Origin of the sequence: Methylomonas rapida, from assembly GCF_024360925.2 — a bacterium.
Lineage (GTDB): Bacteria > Pseudomonadota > Gammaproteobacteria > Methylococcales > Methylomonadaceae > Methylomonas > Methylomonas rapida.
On the sequence record NZ_CP113517.1, the window covers coordinates 2866983 to 2882294 of the forward strand.

12 protein-coding genes are annotated in these 15312 nt (G+C 55.4%); 9 read left to right on the forward strand and 3 right to left on the reverse strand.

Annotated features, from left to right (window positions below; all coding sequences use genetic code 11):
• Positions 1 to 218: 218 nt before the first annotated feature.
• Complete coding sequence (locus tag NM686_RS13460; RefSeq protein WP_255188356.1) at positions 219 to 935, reverse strand: YebC/PmpR family DNA-binding transcriptional regulator; 717 nt, start codon at positions 933 to 935, stop codon at positions 219 to 221.
• A gap of 164 nt (positions 936 to 1099) precedes the next feature.
• Here NM686_RS13460 and NM686_RS13465 point away from each other — a divergent pair, with 164 nt between their 5' ends.
• From NM686_RS13465 to NM686_RS13480, 4 genes are read left to right on the forward strand one after another with little or no spacing between them, the layout of a single operon-like run.
• Positions 1100 to 1864 (forward strand): exodeoxyribonuclease III, encoded by a 765-nt coding sequence (locus NM686_RS13465; protein WP_255188357.1) that lies wholly within the window; start codon positions 1100 to 1102, stop codon positions 1862 to 1864.
• A gap of 23 nt (positions 1865 to 1887) precedes the next feature.
• The gene (locus tag NM686_RS13470; protein WP_255188358.1) at positions 1888 to 2571 is read left to right on the forward strand and encodes a phosphatase PAP2 family protein; all 684 of its coding nucleotides are present in this window, start codon (positions 1888 to 1890) and stop codon (positions 2569 to 2571) included.
• Positions 2568 to 2912: a diacylglycerol kinase gene (locus NM686_RS13475; protein WP_255188359.1), complete on the forward strand. Its 345-nt coding sequence runs from the start codon at positions 2568 to 2570 to the stop codon at positions 2910 to 2912. The genes NM686_RS13470 and NM686_RS13475 overlap by 4 nt, the downstream gene beginning before the upstream one ends.
• Before the next feature lie 36 nt (positions 2913 to 2948).
• Positions 2949 to 3545, forward strand: coding sequence for a nitroreductase family protein (locus NM686_RS13480; RefSeq protein ID WP_255188360.1), 597 nt, complete (start codon positions 2949 to 2951; stop codon positions 3543 to 3545).
• A gap of 30 nt (positions 3546 to 3575) precedes the next feature.
• On the opposite strand, the gene NM686_RS13485 is transcribed toward NM686_RS13480, so the two are convergent.
• Both NM686_RS13485 and hslO read right to left on the reverse strand, forming a co-directional pair.
• A complete protein-coding gene (locus tag NM686_RS13485) occupies positions 3576 to 4349 on the reverse strand; it encodes a hypothetical protein (RefSeq protein WP_255188361.1) in 774 nt (257 codons plus the stop codon).
• Positions 4350 to 4356: 7 nt separating this feature from the next.
• Positions 4357 to 5235 (reverse strand): Hsp33 family molecular chaperone HslO, encoded by an 879-nt coding sequence (gene hslO / locus NM686_RS13490; protein WP_255188362.1) that lies wholly within the window; start codon positions 5233 to 5235, stop codon positions 4357 to 4359.
• A 76-nt stretch (positions 5236 to 5311) separates the two neighbouring features.
• Between hslO and msrA the strand changes: the two genes are divergently transcribed.
• From msrA to NM686_RS13515, 5 genes are all read left to right on the forward strand, one after another.
• A complete protein-coding gene (gene msrA / locus NM686_RS13495; protein ID WP_255188363.1) occupies positions 5312 to 5944 on the forward strand; it encodes a peptide-methionine (S)-S-oxide reductase MsrA in 633 nt (210 codons plus the stop codon).
• 115 nt (positions 5945 to 6059) lie between these two features.
• Positions 6060 to 8705 carry a PAS domain S-box protein gene (locus NM686_RS13500; RefSeq protein ID WP_255188364.1) on the forward strand — a complete coding sequence of 882 codons (2646 nt, stop codon included), beginning with the start codon at positions 6060 to 6062 and terminating at the stop codon, positions 8703 to 8705.
• A 251-nt stretch (positions 8706 to 8956) separates the two neighbouring features.
• Positions 8957 to 10414, forward strand: a complete 1458-nt coding sequence (locus NM686_RS13505) for a TrkH family potassium uptake protein (protein ID WP_255188365.1) — start codon at positions 8957 to 8959, stop codon at positions 10412 to 10414.
• A 102-nt stretch (positions 10415 to 10516) separates the two neighbouring features.
• Complete coding sequence (secF, locus tag NM686_RS13510) at positions 10517 to 11446, forward strand: protein translocase subunit SecF (RefSeq protein WP_255188366.1); 930 nt, start codon at positions 10517 to 10519, stop codon at positions 11444 to 11446.
• Positions 11447 to 11495: 49 nt separating this feature from the next.
• Entirely contained in the window at positions 11496 to 15164 is a 3669-nt protein-coding gene (locus NM686_RS13515; RefSeq protein WP_255188367.1) for a pyridine nucleotide-disulfide oxidoreductase, read from the forward strand.
• Positions 15165 to 15312: the final 148 nt, after the last annotated feature.

Genomic DNA, 15312 nt, shown 5'->3' on the forward strand with positions numbered 1-15312 from the left:
AGTCCATCATCCATTGAACAATCCGACCCTGTACCAGCCCAAACATAGGCCAGTTTAAGTATCTCGCTACAAATACCTCTCCAGCAGAGGCTGTCGCAAAAGCCGGATCAGATTGAAGGCAATCAATCCAAAGTTTCTGATTTCGTTGGGTTGCACTACGAAAACCCAAACTAGATTTTGGCTTTTACGACCACCCTCAGACGGGGTTGGACCGATGCCTAATACTGCGCGTCGTGGTAAACGTTTTGCACATCGTCCAGATCGTTCAACATATCCAGAAACTTCTCGAACATGATGACATCATCGCCGCTGATCGGCGTCGAACCCTTGGGTAAAAACTGAATTTCATCGACTTCGAAATCGATCTCGCCCAACAAATCCGTCAACACCTGCTTGGCTTTGGCATAATCGGTATGCGGCGTGAACACCGTAATCCTGCCATCCTCGTTTTCCACGTCGCTGACATCGACATCCTCGCCCAGCAAGGCCTCCAGCACGGCATCCTCATCGTCGTGCTTGAAGGCCAGAATCGCCGAATGGTCGAACATATGACTGACCGTGCCCGGTGTGCCAATCTTGGCTTTGGTCTTGGTGAAACACAGCCGCACATCACCGAATGTACGGTTAGGGTTGTCGGTCAAGCAATCGACGATCACCATGCAACCGCCGGGGCCAAAGCCTTCGTAGCGCGCCGGCGCAAAATCCTCACCGCCGCCGCCCTTGGCCTTATCGAGGGCCTTTTCGATCACGTGGTTGGGCACCTGATCCTTCTTGGCGCGCTCGATCAGGCCGCGCAAGGCCAGGTTGCCGGCCGGGTCGCCGCCGCCGGACTTGGCGCAAACATAGATTTCCCGGCCATATTTGCTGTAGACCTTGGTCTTGGCGTCGGCCGTTTTGGCCATGGATACTTTACGGTTTTGATAGGCTCTTCCCATGGGGTGGTTGCTCCGTTGACAAAGAAAAAACCGCAAATTTTACCGGTTAGTCATGACGCTGGAAAACGCTTTCGACTGGTTAGCGACAATCGCTCAGGCTAAAATAGCCCGGCATAAGGCCTTGCGTGGTGCAAAGCCCGTTCTCCACAACCGGTATCGTTCAGATGAAAATCGTCTCCTGGAATGTCAACGGCATCCGCGCCGTACAAGAAAAAGGTTTTGCCGAAACCTTGCATGGTCTCGACGCCGACTGTCTGCTGCTGCAAGAAACCAAGGCTCAGGATGATCAAGTCAAAAAAGCCCTGGAAAACATCGACCACTACCAGATTTACTGTAACTCGGCCGAACGTAAAGGCTATTCCGGCGTGGCCATTTTGACCCGCAGGGAACCCTTGCGAGTATTTCACGGCATCGGCATCCCCGAACACGATTTGGAAGGTCGCGTCATCGTCCTGGAATTCGAGCAATTTTTTCTGCTGAACGTCTATGTGCCGAACTCCGGCGACCAACTGGCGCGCCTGGATTATCGGAAAGACTGGGACCAAGCCTTTTTGGCGTACATGCAGTCCTTGCAAAGCCAAAAGCCGCTGATCGCCTGCGGTGACTTCAACGTGGCCCATCAAGCCATCGACATCGCCCGCCCCAAGGCCAATTACAACAAGTCTGCCGGCTACACCCAAGTCGAAATCGACGGCTTCTCCCGCTTCGTTGAAGCCGGCCTGGTCGACAGCTACAGGCATTTCCATCCCGATACCGTAGCCTACAGCTGGTGGAGCTACCGCGCCAACGCCCGCGCCAAAAACATCGGCTGGCGGATAGATTACGTCCTGACCAGTCAGTCGCTGCTCGACCCCATCGGCGATGCCTTCATCCTGCCCGGCATCATGGGTTCCGATCACTGTCCAGTAGGGATAGACATCGCACTGTAATCGACATCACAGGACATCGGCTGATGATCAACCTGAAAAATTACACGGAACTCGGCGTATTGGCCATGGTGGCCGCGGCGAACGCAGCGCTGTTGGTTTTCATCAAGATTGCCGCCGAAGTCAGCGAGGGCGAAACGGAAGTACTCGACCTGGCGATCCTAATGTGGCTGCGTTCGCCGACCGATCCAAGCGATCCGCTGGGGCCCTTGTGGCTTGAGGATTTTGTCCGCGACATCACGGCCTTGGGTAGCCCCATCGTATTGGGATTATTGGTATTGACCAGCATCATTTACCTGGTTTTGGCCGGACAACGCCTTCTGTGGCTTTTCATGCTACTAGCGACGGGCAGCGGCGCGCTGGCCTCACTCGGACTGAAGGCACTGTTTGGACGCGACCGCCCCGGCCTGTCCTTGCACGGCATGCCGGTGTATGCATCCAGCTTTCCGAGCGGACACGCCATGCTATCCACCCTGGTTTATCTAACCTTGGCCACACTGATTGCGCGCCTGGCGCCCTCGCCGGTATTAAAACTCTATATCATGGTGGTAGCGCTGGCGTTTTCCACATTGGTCGGCATCAGCCGGATTTATCTGGGCGTACACTGGCCGACTGACGTACTGGCCGGCTGGGCCGCCGGTGCCGCGTGGGCACTGGCATGCGGTGCGATTGCCCGAATCATTCATCTCGGCACGGGAGAAACACCATGAAGGGGCAAGCGTTCAACAAAAGACTAAGATTCGCCTTGCAAGGCCTATATGTCGCCTTTTGCCGTGAGCACAGCGTGCGCGCCCATTTGCTGGCCGGGAGCGGGGTAATCCTGGTTCTGCTCATGACTCGCCCCCCCGCGATATGGTGGGCCATTGCCATTTTGACGGTAGGCGTGGTCCTGATGGCCGAACTATTGAACGCGGCCCTGGAAACATTGGCCGATCATCTGCATCCAGAACAGCATCCGGAAATAGGCGCGGCGAAAGACATTGCCGCCGGCGCCGTTTTGATTGCCGCCATCGCCGCGGCAATGGTGGCGGTGGCGTTTTGGTTGCGTTAAGCTTAAATCATCATCAACTGACTTCCGGACATGACCATGCACAGCAAACCCGCCATCAGCAGCTTTCCGCTACACGACATCATCAAAAATCGCTGGAGCCCTCGTTCCTTCGATAGAAACAAAGCAATAGACGACGACACCTTGACAACCTTGCTGGAAGCCGCGCGCTGGGCGCCTTCTTGTTTCAACGACCAACCTTGGCGATTCGTCGTCTGCAATAAAAACCAGGATGGAACGGCATGGCAAACATTGCTGAGCTGCCTCGCGGAAAAGAACCAGCTGTGGGCGCAAAACGCGCCGGTTTTGATACTCAGTGTTGCGATGCAGAATTTTGGCCACAATGACAAGCCCAATCGCTGGGCCGCCTTCGATACCGGCGCAGCTTGCGTCAGCCTGTGCTTGCAAGCAACGGCCATGGGCCTGGCGACCCACCAAATGGGTGGATTCGACGCCGAACGCTGCCGCGAGCATTTCCGGCTTCCGGAAACCTGTACCCCCATGTCGGTCATGGCAATCGGCTACCAGGCGCCAGCGGAATTATTGAATGAAGAATCAAGGCAAACAGAGTTGAGCGAGCGCGCCCGCAAACCTCTGAGCGAATGCTTTTATTTCGGGGTATGGAGCGAACAATAAAATCGCTCGCCCAGAGACTCGAACGCGTAGCTATAAACCTGCCACCTTGCTGCCTTCCTCTTCTTGAAAATTGCGGTAATTGATCGAGATTTTCAAACCGGCGAAGCGGCCGGCCATTTTGACCAACTCGTTGCTGGCCTTGTCGAATGTCAACTTGACCTCGCTCAAGGCCCGGTCTTCGTAACCTTCTTCAATGTCGCGCGCATCAAGGCGGAATTGATATTTATAAATTTCTTCCTTGTCTTGATCTTCGACTTCCAAAGGCTCGCCCAAATGGCTCAGCACCGCGGATTTTTTCGGTAACTCGGCCGATACTTTGTTGATGAATTCCGCTTTTGCCCGCAATTGTTTTTTGTCTTCATTGATTTCGGCGCCGCCCAGCGAACGAAACGAGGCTTCCAAAAACTCGGGTGGCGCGATTTGCAGAAACAACTTGGAAAACGACCACTCGGTCACCTTGTCCTCTTTGTCGAACACCAAATCACAATAAAAACTAATCTCCGGATGCGCTAGCTGGTTATCCTTGCCGACCTTACGGAACCAGTAGCGCCAACGCTTGCCGTCCGTGATTGTTTCTTCGCTACTGGCATGCAATTTGGCCAAGGCCACGAAGTCCTCGCTAAACAAACGCGGCTGCTTGAAATGCACGGTAAAATTTTCGTTGGCCGTCACCGCAAAGTAGCGGTCGAATTCTTCCATTTGCAAATAGGTCTGGTAGGCATGCAGCCATTCCAAACAGCCGGTCTGCGTTCCCAGCAGCAGCGCAAGCAGAATAAAACGGGTAACGCGTTGGATTGTTTTCATGACAGCCTCAGTGCCGCGTGGGCGAGTCGTTATCATTGGCCACGGCATTGACCAACAGATTTTGTACATCGATTCTATCGAAATGGTATTGCGCACCGCAGAACTGACAATCCACTTCGATTCGATCGCGTTCTTTCAATATTGCGTTTAGCTCAGACTGGCCCAATGCCAATAAAGTGCCGCCGATTTTCTGCCGGGAACAGTTACATTGAAATTCAACCGGTTCGGGCTCATACAATCTGACTTTTTCCTCATGGAACAAGCGATGCAATAATTCTTCGCAATCCAGGGTCAGCATTTCTTCCGCCGTCACGGTATCCGCCAGCATTTCTATGCGCCGCCAATCCTCTCTCTCATGTTTCTCACTCGGCAGTTCTTGAATGAACAAGCCGGCCGCCTGAGTCCCGTTGGCAACCAGCCATAAACGGGTATCGAGTTGCTCCGACTGCGCGAAATAGGTTTTCAACACGCCCGCCAAATCGTCTTCCGCCACGCCGACGATGCCTTGGTAAGGCTCGGCTTTATCGGATTCCACCGTCAGCACCAAACGACTACCCTCCCCCATCATCTTCTGCAATGAAGTGTCCGTTACGCTGTTTTCGCTGCGCGCCAGACAACGCACTTTACGCTCGTTGGTCACTTGCGCCACCAGCGCCGTTACTTGCCCATTGCCCTGAATCTGCATGATCATCGCGCCCTTGAACTTGATGGTCGCCGATAGCAACACCGTCGCCGCCAACACTTGCCCGAGCTGCGACTCGACCACCTCATTCACCAGCACCTGATGTTGTTTGGCCTCTTGCCAGCTGCGTTCCAGACGGACCCATTCCCCGCGCACCCCGTGTTCTTCGAATAAAAAGCGTCTCAGACAATCTTGTTGTTTCATAGGTTTGTGGCAAAATCAGAATAAGCTGGCGATTATAATCGTCCTCCCCCCTTCATTCGACTTTAGAAATGACTTTATGAGCCTTTTTAGCAAAAAAACCGCTCTACCCAGCGCCGAACAGGCCTTGCCGGGCCGTCAGCAAGCCATGATCACGGCTACTCAGCATGTCGTCAGCGGCAACCCTATAGTGCCGCCTTTTCCAGCGCATCTGCAACGTGCCCAATTCGGCCTGGGCTGTTTTTGGGGCGCCGAACGCAAGTTTTGGCAGCAACCCGGCGTGTTCAGCACGGCCGTCGGTTATGCCGGCGGTTACACGCCCAATCCCACGTATCAAGAGCTATGTACCGGCATGACCGGCCATAATGAAGTGGTCCTGGTCATTTTCGACGCCAACCAGATCAGCTATCAGGCGTTGTTACGGGTATTTTGGGAATCGCACGACCCCACGCAGGGCATGCGTCAGGGCAACGACGTCGGTACGCAATATCGTTCCAGTATCGACGTGTTCAATGCAGAGCAAAACGCCGCCGCGCAGCAAAGCCTGCAACACTATCAAAGCAAACTGGCGGCCGCTGGACTAGGTAAAATCACTACCGAGATTCGCCAGGCGGCGGTTTTTTATTATGCCGAAGACGAACATCAGCAATATCTGGCGAAAAATCCGCTGGGTTACTGCGGCCTGGGTGGATTAGGCGTCAGTTATGCTTGAAGCCATTCCAGCCGGTGGCAGGTCCATCCCTGATTTGGCGCCGAACGCACGGTTTGTGATTTGCCTATCGAGCAGAATCGGCTAACAGCTTGCGACGACATGACCCAGGCGCGACATGACCAACATCACTCTATCCAGCCGACTTTTTGATACGCTAGGCGAAGGCATTGTCACAATCACGTCGACAGGGGAAATACTGAGCCTGAACGCAACGGCCTCTCACGTGTTCGGCTATGAAAACGCAGAGGCGCAGGGGCAACAACTGGCAAATTTACTGGCGGAACCCCATGCCAGCGCATGTCAATCCCAACTTATCGATGCCATCGATGGCCAGGCTGACGTGGCTCGGCAAACGATTGGTAAACGCAAGGATGGCTCTATCTTCCCGATGACGTTGACCCTGGATAAAATCCAGATCGCCGGCGAAACGGGATGGCTGGGCATCGTTCGCGATCTGACGCCGCAAAAACCCACTGAAACCATACAAGCGCATTATGCCGCCATCGTCGCGTCCTCCGCAGACGCCATCATCGGCAAAACCCTAGACGGCAAGATTACCAGCTGGAATCCGGCCGCGAGCCGGATGTTCGGCTATTCCGAACAGGAAATGCTCGGCGAATCGATTGAAATCCTGATTCCTCCGAATCACGCCGGCGAGGAGCAGGCCATCATTGCCCGGATGCAGAAAGGCGAGCGTATCGAACATTTCGAGACCAACCGCCGTCGAAAAAATGGCGAGACTTTTCCGGTATCCGTGACGATTTCCCCGATCAGGAACGACCAGGGCGACATCATCGGCGTGTCGAAAATCGTTCGAGACATTACCGCGCGCCGGCGCGCCGAGATCGAGGGCCGAGAACACCGCTTCCGCACACTGTTCGATACCATCGTCGACGGCATACTCGTCATTGACGATAAGGCCCACATTCAAGCGCTGAATCCCGCAGCCGTGCGATTGTTTGGTTACCAGCCCGTCGAGGTGCAGGGGCAAAACATCAAGTTGTTGATGCCCGAGCCTTACGCCAGCGAGCACGATGGCTATCTACGCAATTACCTCACGACAGGCATCAAGAAAGTGATCGGCATTGGCCGCGAAGTGACCGGCCGGCGCAAGGACGGCTCGACTTTCCCGATGGAACTGGCCGTCAGTGAAATGGAGGTGGACGGCGAACGCATGTTCACCGGCATCGTGCGCGACATCACGCAACGCAAACAGGCCGAAGCGGAAATTCAAGTCAACGAAAATCGCTTTCGCGCACTGTTCGACACCATCGTCGACGGCATCATCGTCATCGACGCCCGCGGCCATATTCAGGCTTTGAACCCGGCCGCGGTCGACCTGTTCGGTTACAGTCCGCATGAAGCCCAAGGTCAAAACGTCAAGATCTTGATGCCGGAACCCTATGCCAGCGAGCACGATGGTTACCTGCATAATTATCTGACCACCGGCATCGAAAAGGTGATCGGTATCGGTCGCGAGGTTCTCGGCAAACGCAAGGACGGCACGACCTTTCCGATCGATCTGGCGGTCAGTGAAATGAAAGTCGGCAACGAACGCATGTTCACCGGCATCGTGCGCGACATCACGCAACGCAAGGAAATTGAAACCGCGCTGAATAGGGCGTCGGAAATGGCCGTCAAAGCCAATCAGGCCAAAACCGAATTTCTGGCCAGCATGAGCCATGAACTGCGCACACCGCTGAACGCGATCCTGGGATTTTCACAATTATTCGAGCTGGAAGCCGATTTGCCGGCCGAGTATCGGGATTATGCCGGCGAAATCACGCGGGCGGGCAAACACCTGCTGGCCTTGATCAATGATTTGATCGACTTGTCGCGCATCGAAAGCGGGAAACTCGAGATGACGACGCAGTCGGTAAAAGTGCTGGACGTCATTCATACCAGCATACAGCTGGTCACCCCATTGGCGAACGAACAAGACATCTCGCTGGTCAACACCACCCCGACTAGCGAAAACTGGACGGTAAAGGCCGATGCGGTCAGGCTGCGTCAAGTCATCATCAACCTGCTTTCCAACGCCATCAAATACAACTATCCAGGCGGTCGCGTGATGCTGGGCTGCCGACGCCATCAAGCCTGGGTCGACATCACCGTCACCGATACCGGCTCCGGCATTCCGGTCGAAATGCAAAATCGCGTCTTCACCGCCTTCGATCGACTGGGACGCGAAACCGGCACGACAGTGGGTACCGGCATAGGCTTGGTCATTACCCGCCAAATCGTCGAAGCGATGGGGGGACGCATCGGCTTCGAAAGCCTGGAAGGCACCGGCAGCACCTTTTGGGTCCGCTTGCCGGAAGGTGACAATACGGGGCCAGCCTTATCGCCGGCCGCGGCGGACAGCGACAGGCAAAGATTATCCATCTCGGTCGAACGTCACAAACTGCTGTATATCGAAGACAACCCGGTCAATGTGCGCCTGATGGAACAACTGTTTGCCAAACGCAAACACATCGACTTTCACACGGCACCCTCGGCGGAACTCGGCCTGGCCTCGATACACCGCGCGTTACCCGCATTGATCCTGATGGACATCAATTTACCCGGCATGAACGGTTATGAGGCTATGGAAAGACTCAAAGCCGATCCGAAAACCACAGCCATTCCCATCATTGCGCTGTCGGCCAACGCGATGAAGGAAGATATCGAACGCGGCAAGCGGGCCGGTTTTAGCCATTATTTGACCAAACCCGTCGATCTGGTGAAGTTGCTGGCCATCGTAGACGCGTTATTGCGTTAAGGAATGTGTGAGAAATAAGCTCGACAATGGGAGGTGCGAATTCATTCGCCCGGTGCGGATAAATCCGCACCCACACCGAATACTTGAATAAAGTATTTCATGTTCATTCCTAAGCGAGTTTCGCGAATGCCTAGCCTCCGGAAGCACCATCGCGGCGACATGATCCGTGCGATTGTTTGCTACAATTTCCGGTTACCGCTTCATTGAGCCTTGATTCGCCCGCCGATTTTTTCCGCTCAACCAGGAAAATTATGCAACGCTTTTGCACGCTCTCCTTCGTACTCGGCCTGATTTTAATGATTTTCGGGCTGACGTATTTGTTGCCGATCGCCGCTTCGCTTTATTTCGAGGATGGCATGGTCGATCATTTCGTGCACGGCATGAGTTTGAATATCGGCATCGGCGGCATGCTGGCGGGCTCCACGATGCGTTTTCGCGGCGAAGTCAAAACCCGGGACGGTTATCTTCTGGTGGCTTTTTTCTGGATTCTGATGGCGGCCGCCGCCACATTGCCGTTGCTATGGGGCATTCCTGGCTTGTCGTTTACCGACGCTTTTTTCGAGGCCATGTCCGGCTTTACCACCACCTGCGCCACCGTACTGACCGGGCTCGACGACCTGGCCCCATCCTTGAATCTGTGGCGGCATGAAATGGTCTGGATCGGCGGCCTGGGAATCATCGTGCTGGCCGTGGCGATTCTGCCCTTGCTCGGCGTCGGCGGCATGCAGCTCTACAAAGCCGAAATCGCCGGCCCGGTCAAGGACAACAAGCTGGCCCCGCGCATCACCGAAACCGCGCGCCTGCTCTGGCTGGTGTACACCGCCTACACCCTGCTGTGCATCACCTGCTTGAAGCTGGCCGGCATGAGCTGGTTCGATGCGATCTGTCACGGTTTTTCCACGCTGGCCTTGGGGGGTTTTTCCACTCACGACGCCAGTATCGGCTACTACGATTCCACCGCGATAGAACTGATCCTGACCTTCTTCATGCTGATAGGCGCGATCAATTTCGCCACCCATTACACCGCCCTGCACAACCATAATTTCAAGGCCTATCTGCATGACGCGGAAGCCATGCCCATGTTGGGATTGCTGTCCGCCAGCATTCTGCTGTGCGCCACTTACCTATGGGATGTGGATGTGTATGCCGATTTTCACACCGCGCTACGACAGGTCACCTTCAACCTGATTTCGATCGCGACCGGCTGCGGTTATTCCAGTGCCGATTACAATCTCTGGCCGCCTTTCGTGCCCTGGTGGATGCTGTATCTCAGCTGCATCACTTGCTGCACCGGCTCGACCGGCGGCGGCATCAAGATGTTCCGTACCCTGTTGCTGTGGAAACAAGCCGGCCGGGAATTATTCAGCATCCTGCACCCACGCGCCATCAATCCGATCTATATCGGCAACACACCGATTCCGAACAAAATCATTTTCGCGGTGCTGGCCTTCATATTTTTGTACTTCATCTCCGTCGTGGTCCTGACGTTTTCGCTGATCTTCGCCGGCATGGAGCCGATTTCCGCGCTCAGCGCGATACTGGCCTGTATCAATAACGCAGGCCCCGGTCTCGATCAAGTCGGACCCGCGACCAATTACGAAAGTCTTAGTGATTTCCAAACCTGGATTTGCGCGCTCGCGATGCTACTGGGACGCCTGGAAGTATTCACTTTGGTCGTGCTTTTTACGCCTACTTTCTGGAGAAAATAGTACAATTGACGCAGTTGGCCTCGGCGCAAACCTTATAATTCCTGTACTTTTTATGAGTGCAATCCCTTAAATAACCGATAATTTTTTAACTCAGGAATCCGCATGCATCCATCGCGACATCTCGATTTTCTCGGCAAACGCAAACTCGCCTACCTCTTTTCCGGCACCTTGTTCTTGATTTCGATCGTGTCATTCATGGTCAAAGGCATGAATCTGGGCATCGATTTCACCGGCGGCAGCGTCTATGAACTGCACTACAGCCAGTCCGTCGATCTCGACAAAATGCGCGGCACCCTGGAACAACAAGGCTTTGCCGATGCCAACATACAGCATTTCGGCAGCTCGCAAGACGTACTGATTCGTCTGAAACCCGTCGAAAACATTAGCCAGAAGGAATTGACCGAAAAAATCCTCAGCGTCAGCGACAGCAGCCAACCGGCGCCCGGTGAAATGCGCCGCGTCGAATTCGTCGGCCCGCAAGTGGGTGAAGATTTGGTCAATGACGGCGGTTTGGCCTTGTTTTTTGCCTTTGCAGGCGTAATGACCTATGTCGGCATGCGTTTCGAATGGAAACTGTCGATCGGCGCGATTGCGGCCTTGTTCCACGACACCGTCATCACGATGGGTTTTTTCTCGGTCTTCGGCTGGGAATTCGACATGACGGTGTTGTCGGCCATCCTGGCGCTGGTCGGCTATTCGATCAACGATACCATCGTGGTCTACGACCGCATCCGCGAAACCGTTCGCACCAGCCGGGTCAAGGAGTCCATCCATGAAATCGTCAACAATGCCCTGAACGACACCCTGAGCCGGACCATCCTGACCTCGTTGACGGTAATGCTGACCCTGCTGGCCCTGGTATTCCTGGGCGGTAAAACCATACACGGCTTCGCGATCGCGATGCTGATCGGCGTCATCAAAGGCACTTACTCGTCTATTTATATCGCCAGTTCCTTAGCCTTGACGCTGGGATTGACCCGAGAAGACTTGATGCCGGCCGAAAAAGAAGCGGTAGTCGACGAACTGCCCTGATTCACATTTTTAATTCATACCTTCAAGCGAACAGAAACGGAACAACTTGATGACACAGCAGATCAATACCCGCCAACTCACGCAACTGACTCTGGGCATTCCCGGCTTCGAATACAAAGACCTCTACGACGCCAAACGCCTGAACGATTTGATGACCGTATTCGACCAGTCGGTCGAGCAGCACGATCCTGAATTATTCAATGAAATCGTCGCTTATCGGGCGTGTGCCGGCGAAGGCATGAAGCCGGAGGAAATCTCCGAGTTGTTGGTCAAAATGGCGCCGCTGGTCGGCACCTTCGTCGCCAGGCTGTTCAATGTCGTCGACGTACGCGACAAGCAAATTGAACATATCCGCGGCGAATTCGACAGCGTTTTCACCTATCGCAGTGAAATCATCGGCAACCTGGCCAAGCTGTTCAAGGGCCAGACCATCGAAGGTTGGGACATCGCCGCCTTGCGCTTGCAACTGGATGCCTTGTTGGCCGCGACCGGCAAGACCGAGCTTTATGCCGCCGACCCCGAGCTGGCCGTCGCCCAACTCGGCGCCGACTTATGGCGCATGTCCAAAAACGAAGCACTCAGCGACGCCGACGTAGCGGTCTTGAAAAGCCAAATCAGCGACGCGCCAGTGCTGAATGCTAGTTATGACAGCCCCTCTGCATTGGTGGCGGGCCTTTTGGACATCGTCTGCCGCTGGAGTTTCGCCGCCAAGCACGACCCACAACTACAAGCCCTCGTCGCAAAATGGTTGAGCTACAAGGTGCCGGAAAAAACCGATCTGGAAAACCTGGTCGATCACGCAACGGCGAGCCAGGACGGTTACGACGTCTGGGCCTGCGACGAGCACCATCATCGCCGCCGCGACGGTTTCGCCTTGACCGACAAACGCTTCAAACAACGGCAAGCCTTGTATGAAGTCGATCACTGCATTTACTGCCACGACCGCGACAACGACTCCTGCTCGAAAGGCATCAAGAACAAAAAAGACGGTACTTTCAAGACCAATCATCTCGGCGCCTTGATGACCGGCTGCCCACTGGAGGAAAAAATCTCCGAGATGCACGTGGTCAAACGCCAAGGCGATAACATCGGCGCGCTGGCGATGATCATCATCGACAACCCGATGTGCCCCGGCACCGGCCACCGTATCTGCAACGACTGCATGCGCGGCTGTATTTACCAAAAGACCGAATCGGTCAACATTCCGCAGATCGAAACCAACGTCTTGACCGACGTGCTGTTCATGCCGTGGGGCTTTGAGATTTACAGCCTGTTGACCCGCTGGAATCCGCTGAACGTCAAGCGCCCAACCGCCCTGCCCTATAACGGCAAGAACGTGTTGGTCGCCGGCATGGGCCCCGCCGGTTACACACTGGCGCATTATCTGCTGAACGAAGGTTTTGGCGTGGTCGGCATCGACGCGCTGAAAATCGAGCCGCTGCCCTTGCATCTGACCGGCGACCGCAACAATCCACCCATGCCCATCATGGACTTCAAGGATTTGTACGAAGACCTGGACAAACGCGTCATGCTGGGCTTTGGCGGCGTGGCCGAGTACGGCATCACGGTGCGGTGGGACAAAAACTTCCTGAAAGTGATTTACCTGACCCTGCTGCGCCGGAGTGCCTTCAAATGCTACGGCGGCATCCGCTTCGGCGGCACCGTGACGATAGAGGAAGCCTGGAATCTGGGCTTCGATCACATCGCCATCGCCAGCGGTGCCGGCAAGCCGACCGTGATCGACCTGAAGAACAACATGACCCGCGGCATCCGCAAGGCGTCCGACTTTTTGATGGGCCTGCAATTGACCGGCGCGGCGAAAGATTCGTCCCTGGCCAACCTGCAAGTCAGACTGCCGGCTGGCGTGATCGGCGGCGGCTTGACCGCGATCGATACCGCCACCGAATTGTTGGCTTACTATCCGGTGCAAGTCAGCAAAATCGTCAAACGTTACGACAAATTGGTGGCCAAATACGGTGAAGCCGAAGTACGCGGCCGTTACGACAAGGAAGAACTGGAAATCCTGGAGGAATTCCTGTCCCACGGCCGAGTGATCGAAGCCGAGCGCGAACGCGCCGCGACGGCCGGCGAATCCCCGAACTTCCTGCCCTTCCTGAAACAATGGGGCGGCGTGACCATGTTCTACCGTAAAGGCATCAAGGATTCGCCGGCCTACCGCCAGAACCACGAAGAGATCCACGAAGCGCTGTCGGAAGGCATTTATCTGGCCGAAGGCATGAGCCCGCTGGAAGCGATCGACGACGAATACGGGCATCTGAAAGCCGTGCGCTTCGAAAAACTGGAATTGCAGGAAAGCCGTTGGCGTAAGGTCGGCGAGCAGGAAGTCGCCTTGCGCGGCCTGTTCATCGCCGCTGGCACCGCACCGAACACGATCTACCAAAACGAACATCCGATGACTTTCGCGATGGATGGCAAGTTTTACAAACGTCACGAACCTGAATGGCTGCAAGGCCAGGCGACGCTGGTACCTGCCACTGACGAAGCCCAAGTCAAGGTCGGTAAACCGGCGCCGTTCACGTCCTACAGCAGCAACGGCCGCCATATCAGCTTCTACGGCGACAACCACCCGGTTTATGCCGGCAACGTGGTCAAAGCGATGGCCAGCGCGAAGGACGGTTATCCTTACATCGTCAAACTATTCGAGAACCACATCGCCCAGCTGGATGCCGCCAAACAAGCCGAGCGCGACGCGCAACTGCGCGCAATGCAGGACAAACTGGACGAATTGTTCCTGGCTCATGTGGTCGAAGTCAACCGCCTGACGCCGACCATCATCGAGGTGGTGATCAAGGCGCCTGCCGCGGCAAAAAATTTCGAACCCGGCCAGTTCTACCGCGTGCAAAACTACGAATCCCTGGCCCCCGTCGTCGAAGGCACCGCACTGGCAGCCGAAGGACTGGCCTTGACCGGTGCCTGGGTTGACAAGGAAAAAGGCCTGGTATCCTTGATTGCACTGGAAATGGGCAGCTCCAGCCGCTTGTGCGCGACCTGGAAGGCTGGCGATCCGCTGGTCCTGATGGGCGTCACCGGCGCGCCGACCGAGATTCCAACCGGCAAAACCGTGTTGCTGCTGGGCGGCGGCTTGGGTAACGCGGTGCTGTTCTCGATCGGCAAGGCCATGCGTGCCGCCGGCAACAAGGTGTTGTATTTCGCCGGCTACCGCAACCGCGCCGACTTGTTCAAAGTCCCCGAAATCGAGGAAGCCTCCGACGTGATCGTCTGGGCGGTGGACAAACTGCCGGGCAACGAAGCAATCCCAGTTACCCGCCCGCAGGACAAGACCTTCGTCGGCAACATCGTCGAGGCGATGATCGCTTACGCGGAAGGTCAGTTGGGCGACACCGAGTTGAAGCTGCAGGACGTCGACCATCTGATCGTGATCGGTTCCGACCGCATGATGGCGGCGGTCAAGTCTGCGCGTTTCGGCGTGTTGAAGCCTTACCTGAAGGAAGGCCACGAAGCCATCGGCTCGATCAACTCACCGATGCAGTGCATGATGAAGGGTGTCTGCGCGCAATGCATGTGCAAGCATGTCGACCCCGAATCCGGCGAGGAAAGCTTCATGTACTCCTGCTACAACCAGGACCAGGCCCTGGATTACGTGGACTTCCCCAACCTGAACGCCCGTTTGCGGCAAAACACCGTGCAGGAAAAATTGTCTTCGCTGTGGTTGACCTATCTACTGGAAAAAGTCTGAGTCAAACATGATTCGATGGAAGCCACGGACGGCTCGCTTTTAAAAAACGAAGCAAACCTGACCAATCCGGGTTTAATGGTTGCCTAAGGCAGTTGCGAGTAAACCGCTTGCAACTGCCTTAGTGCTTTGATGCCGCAACACAGATTTT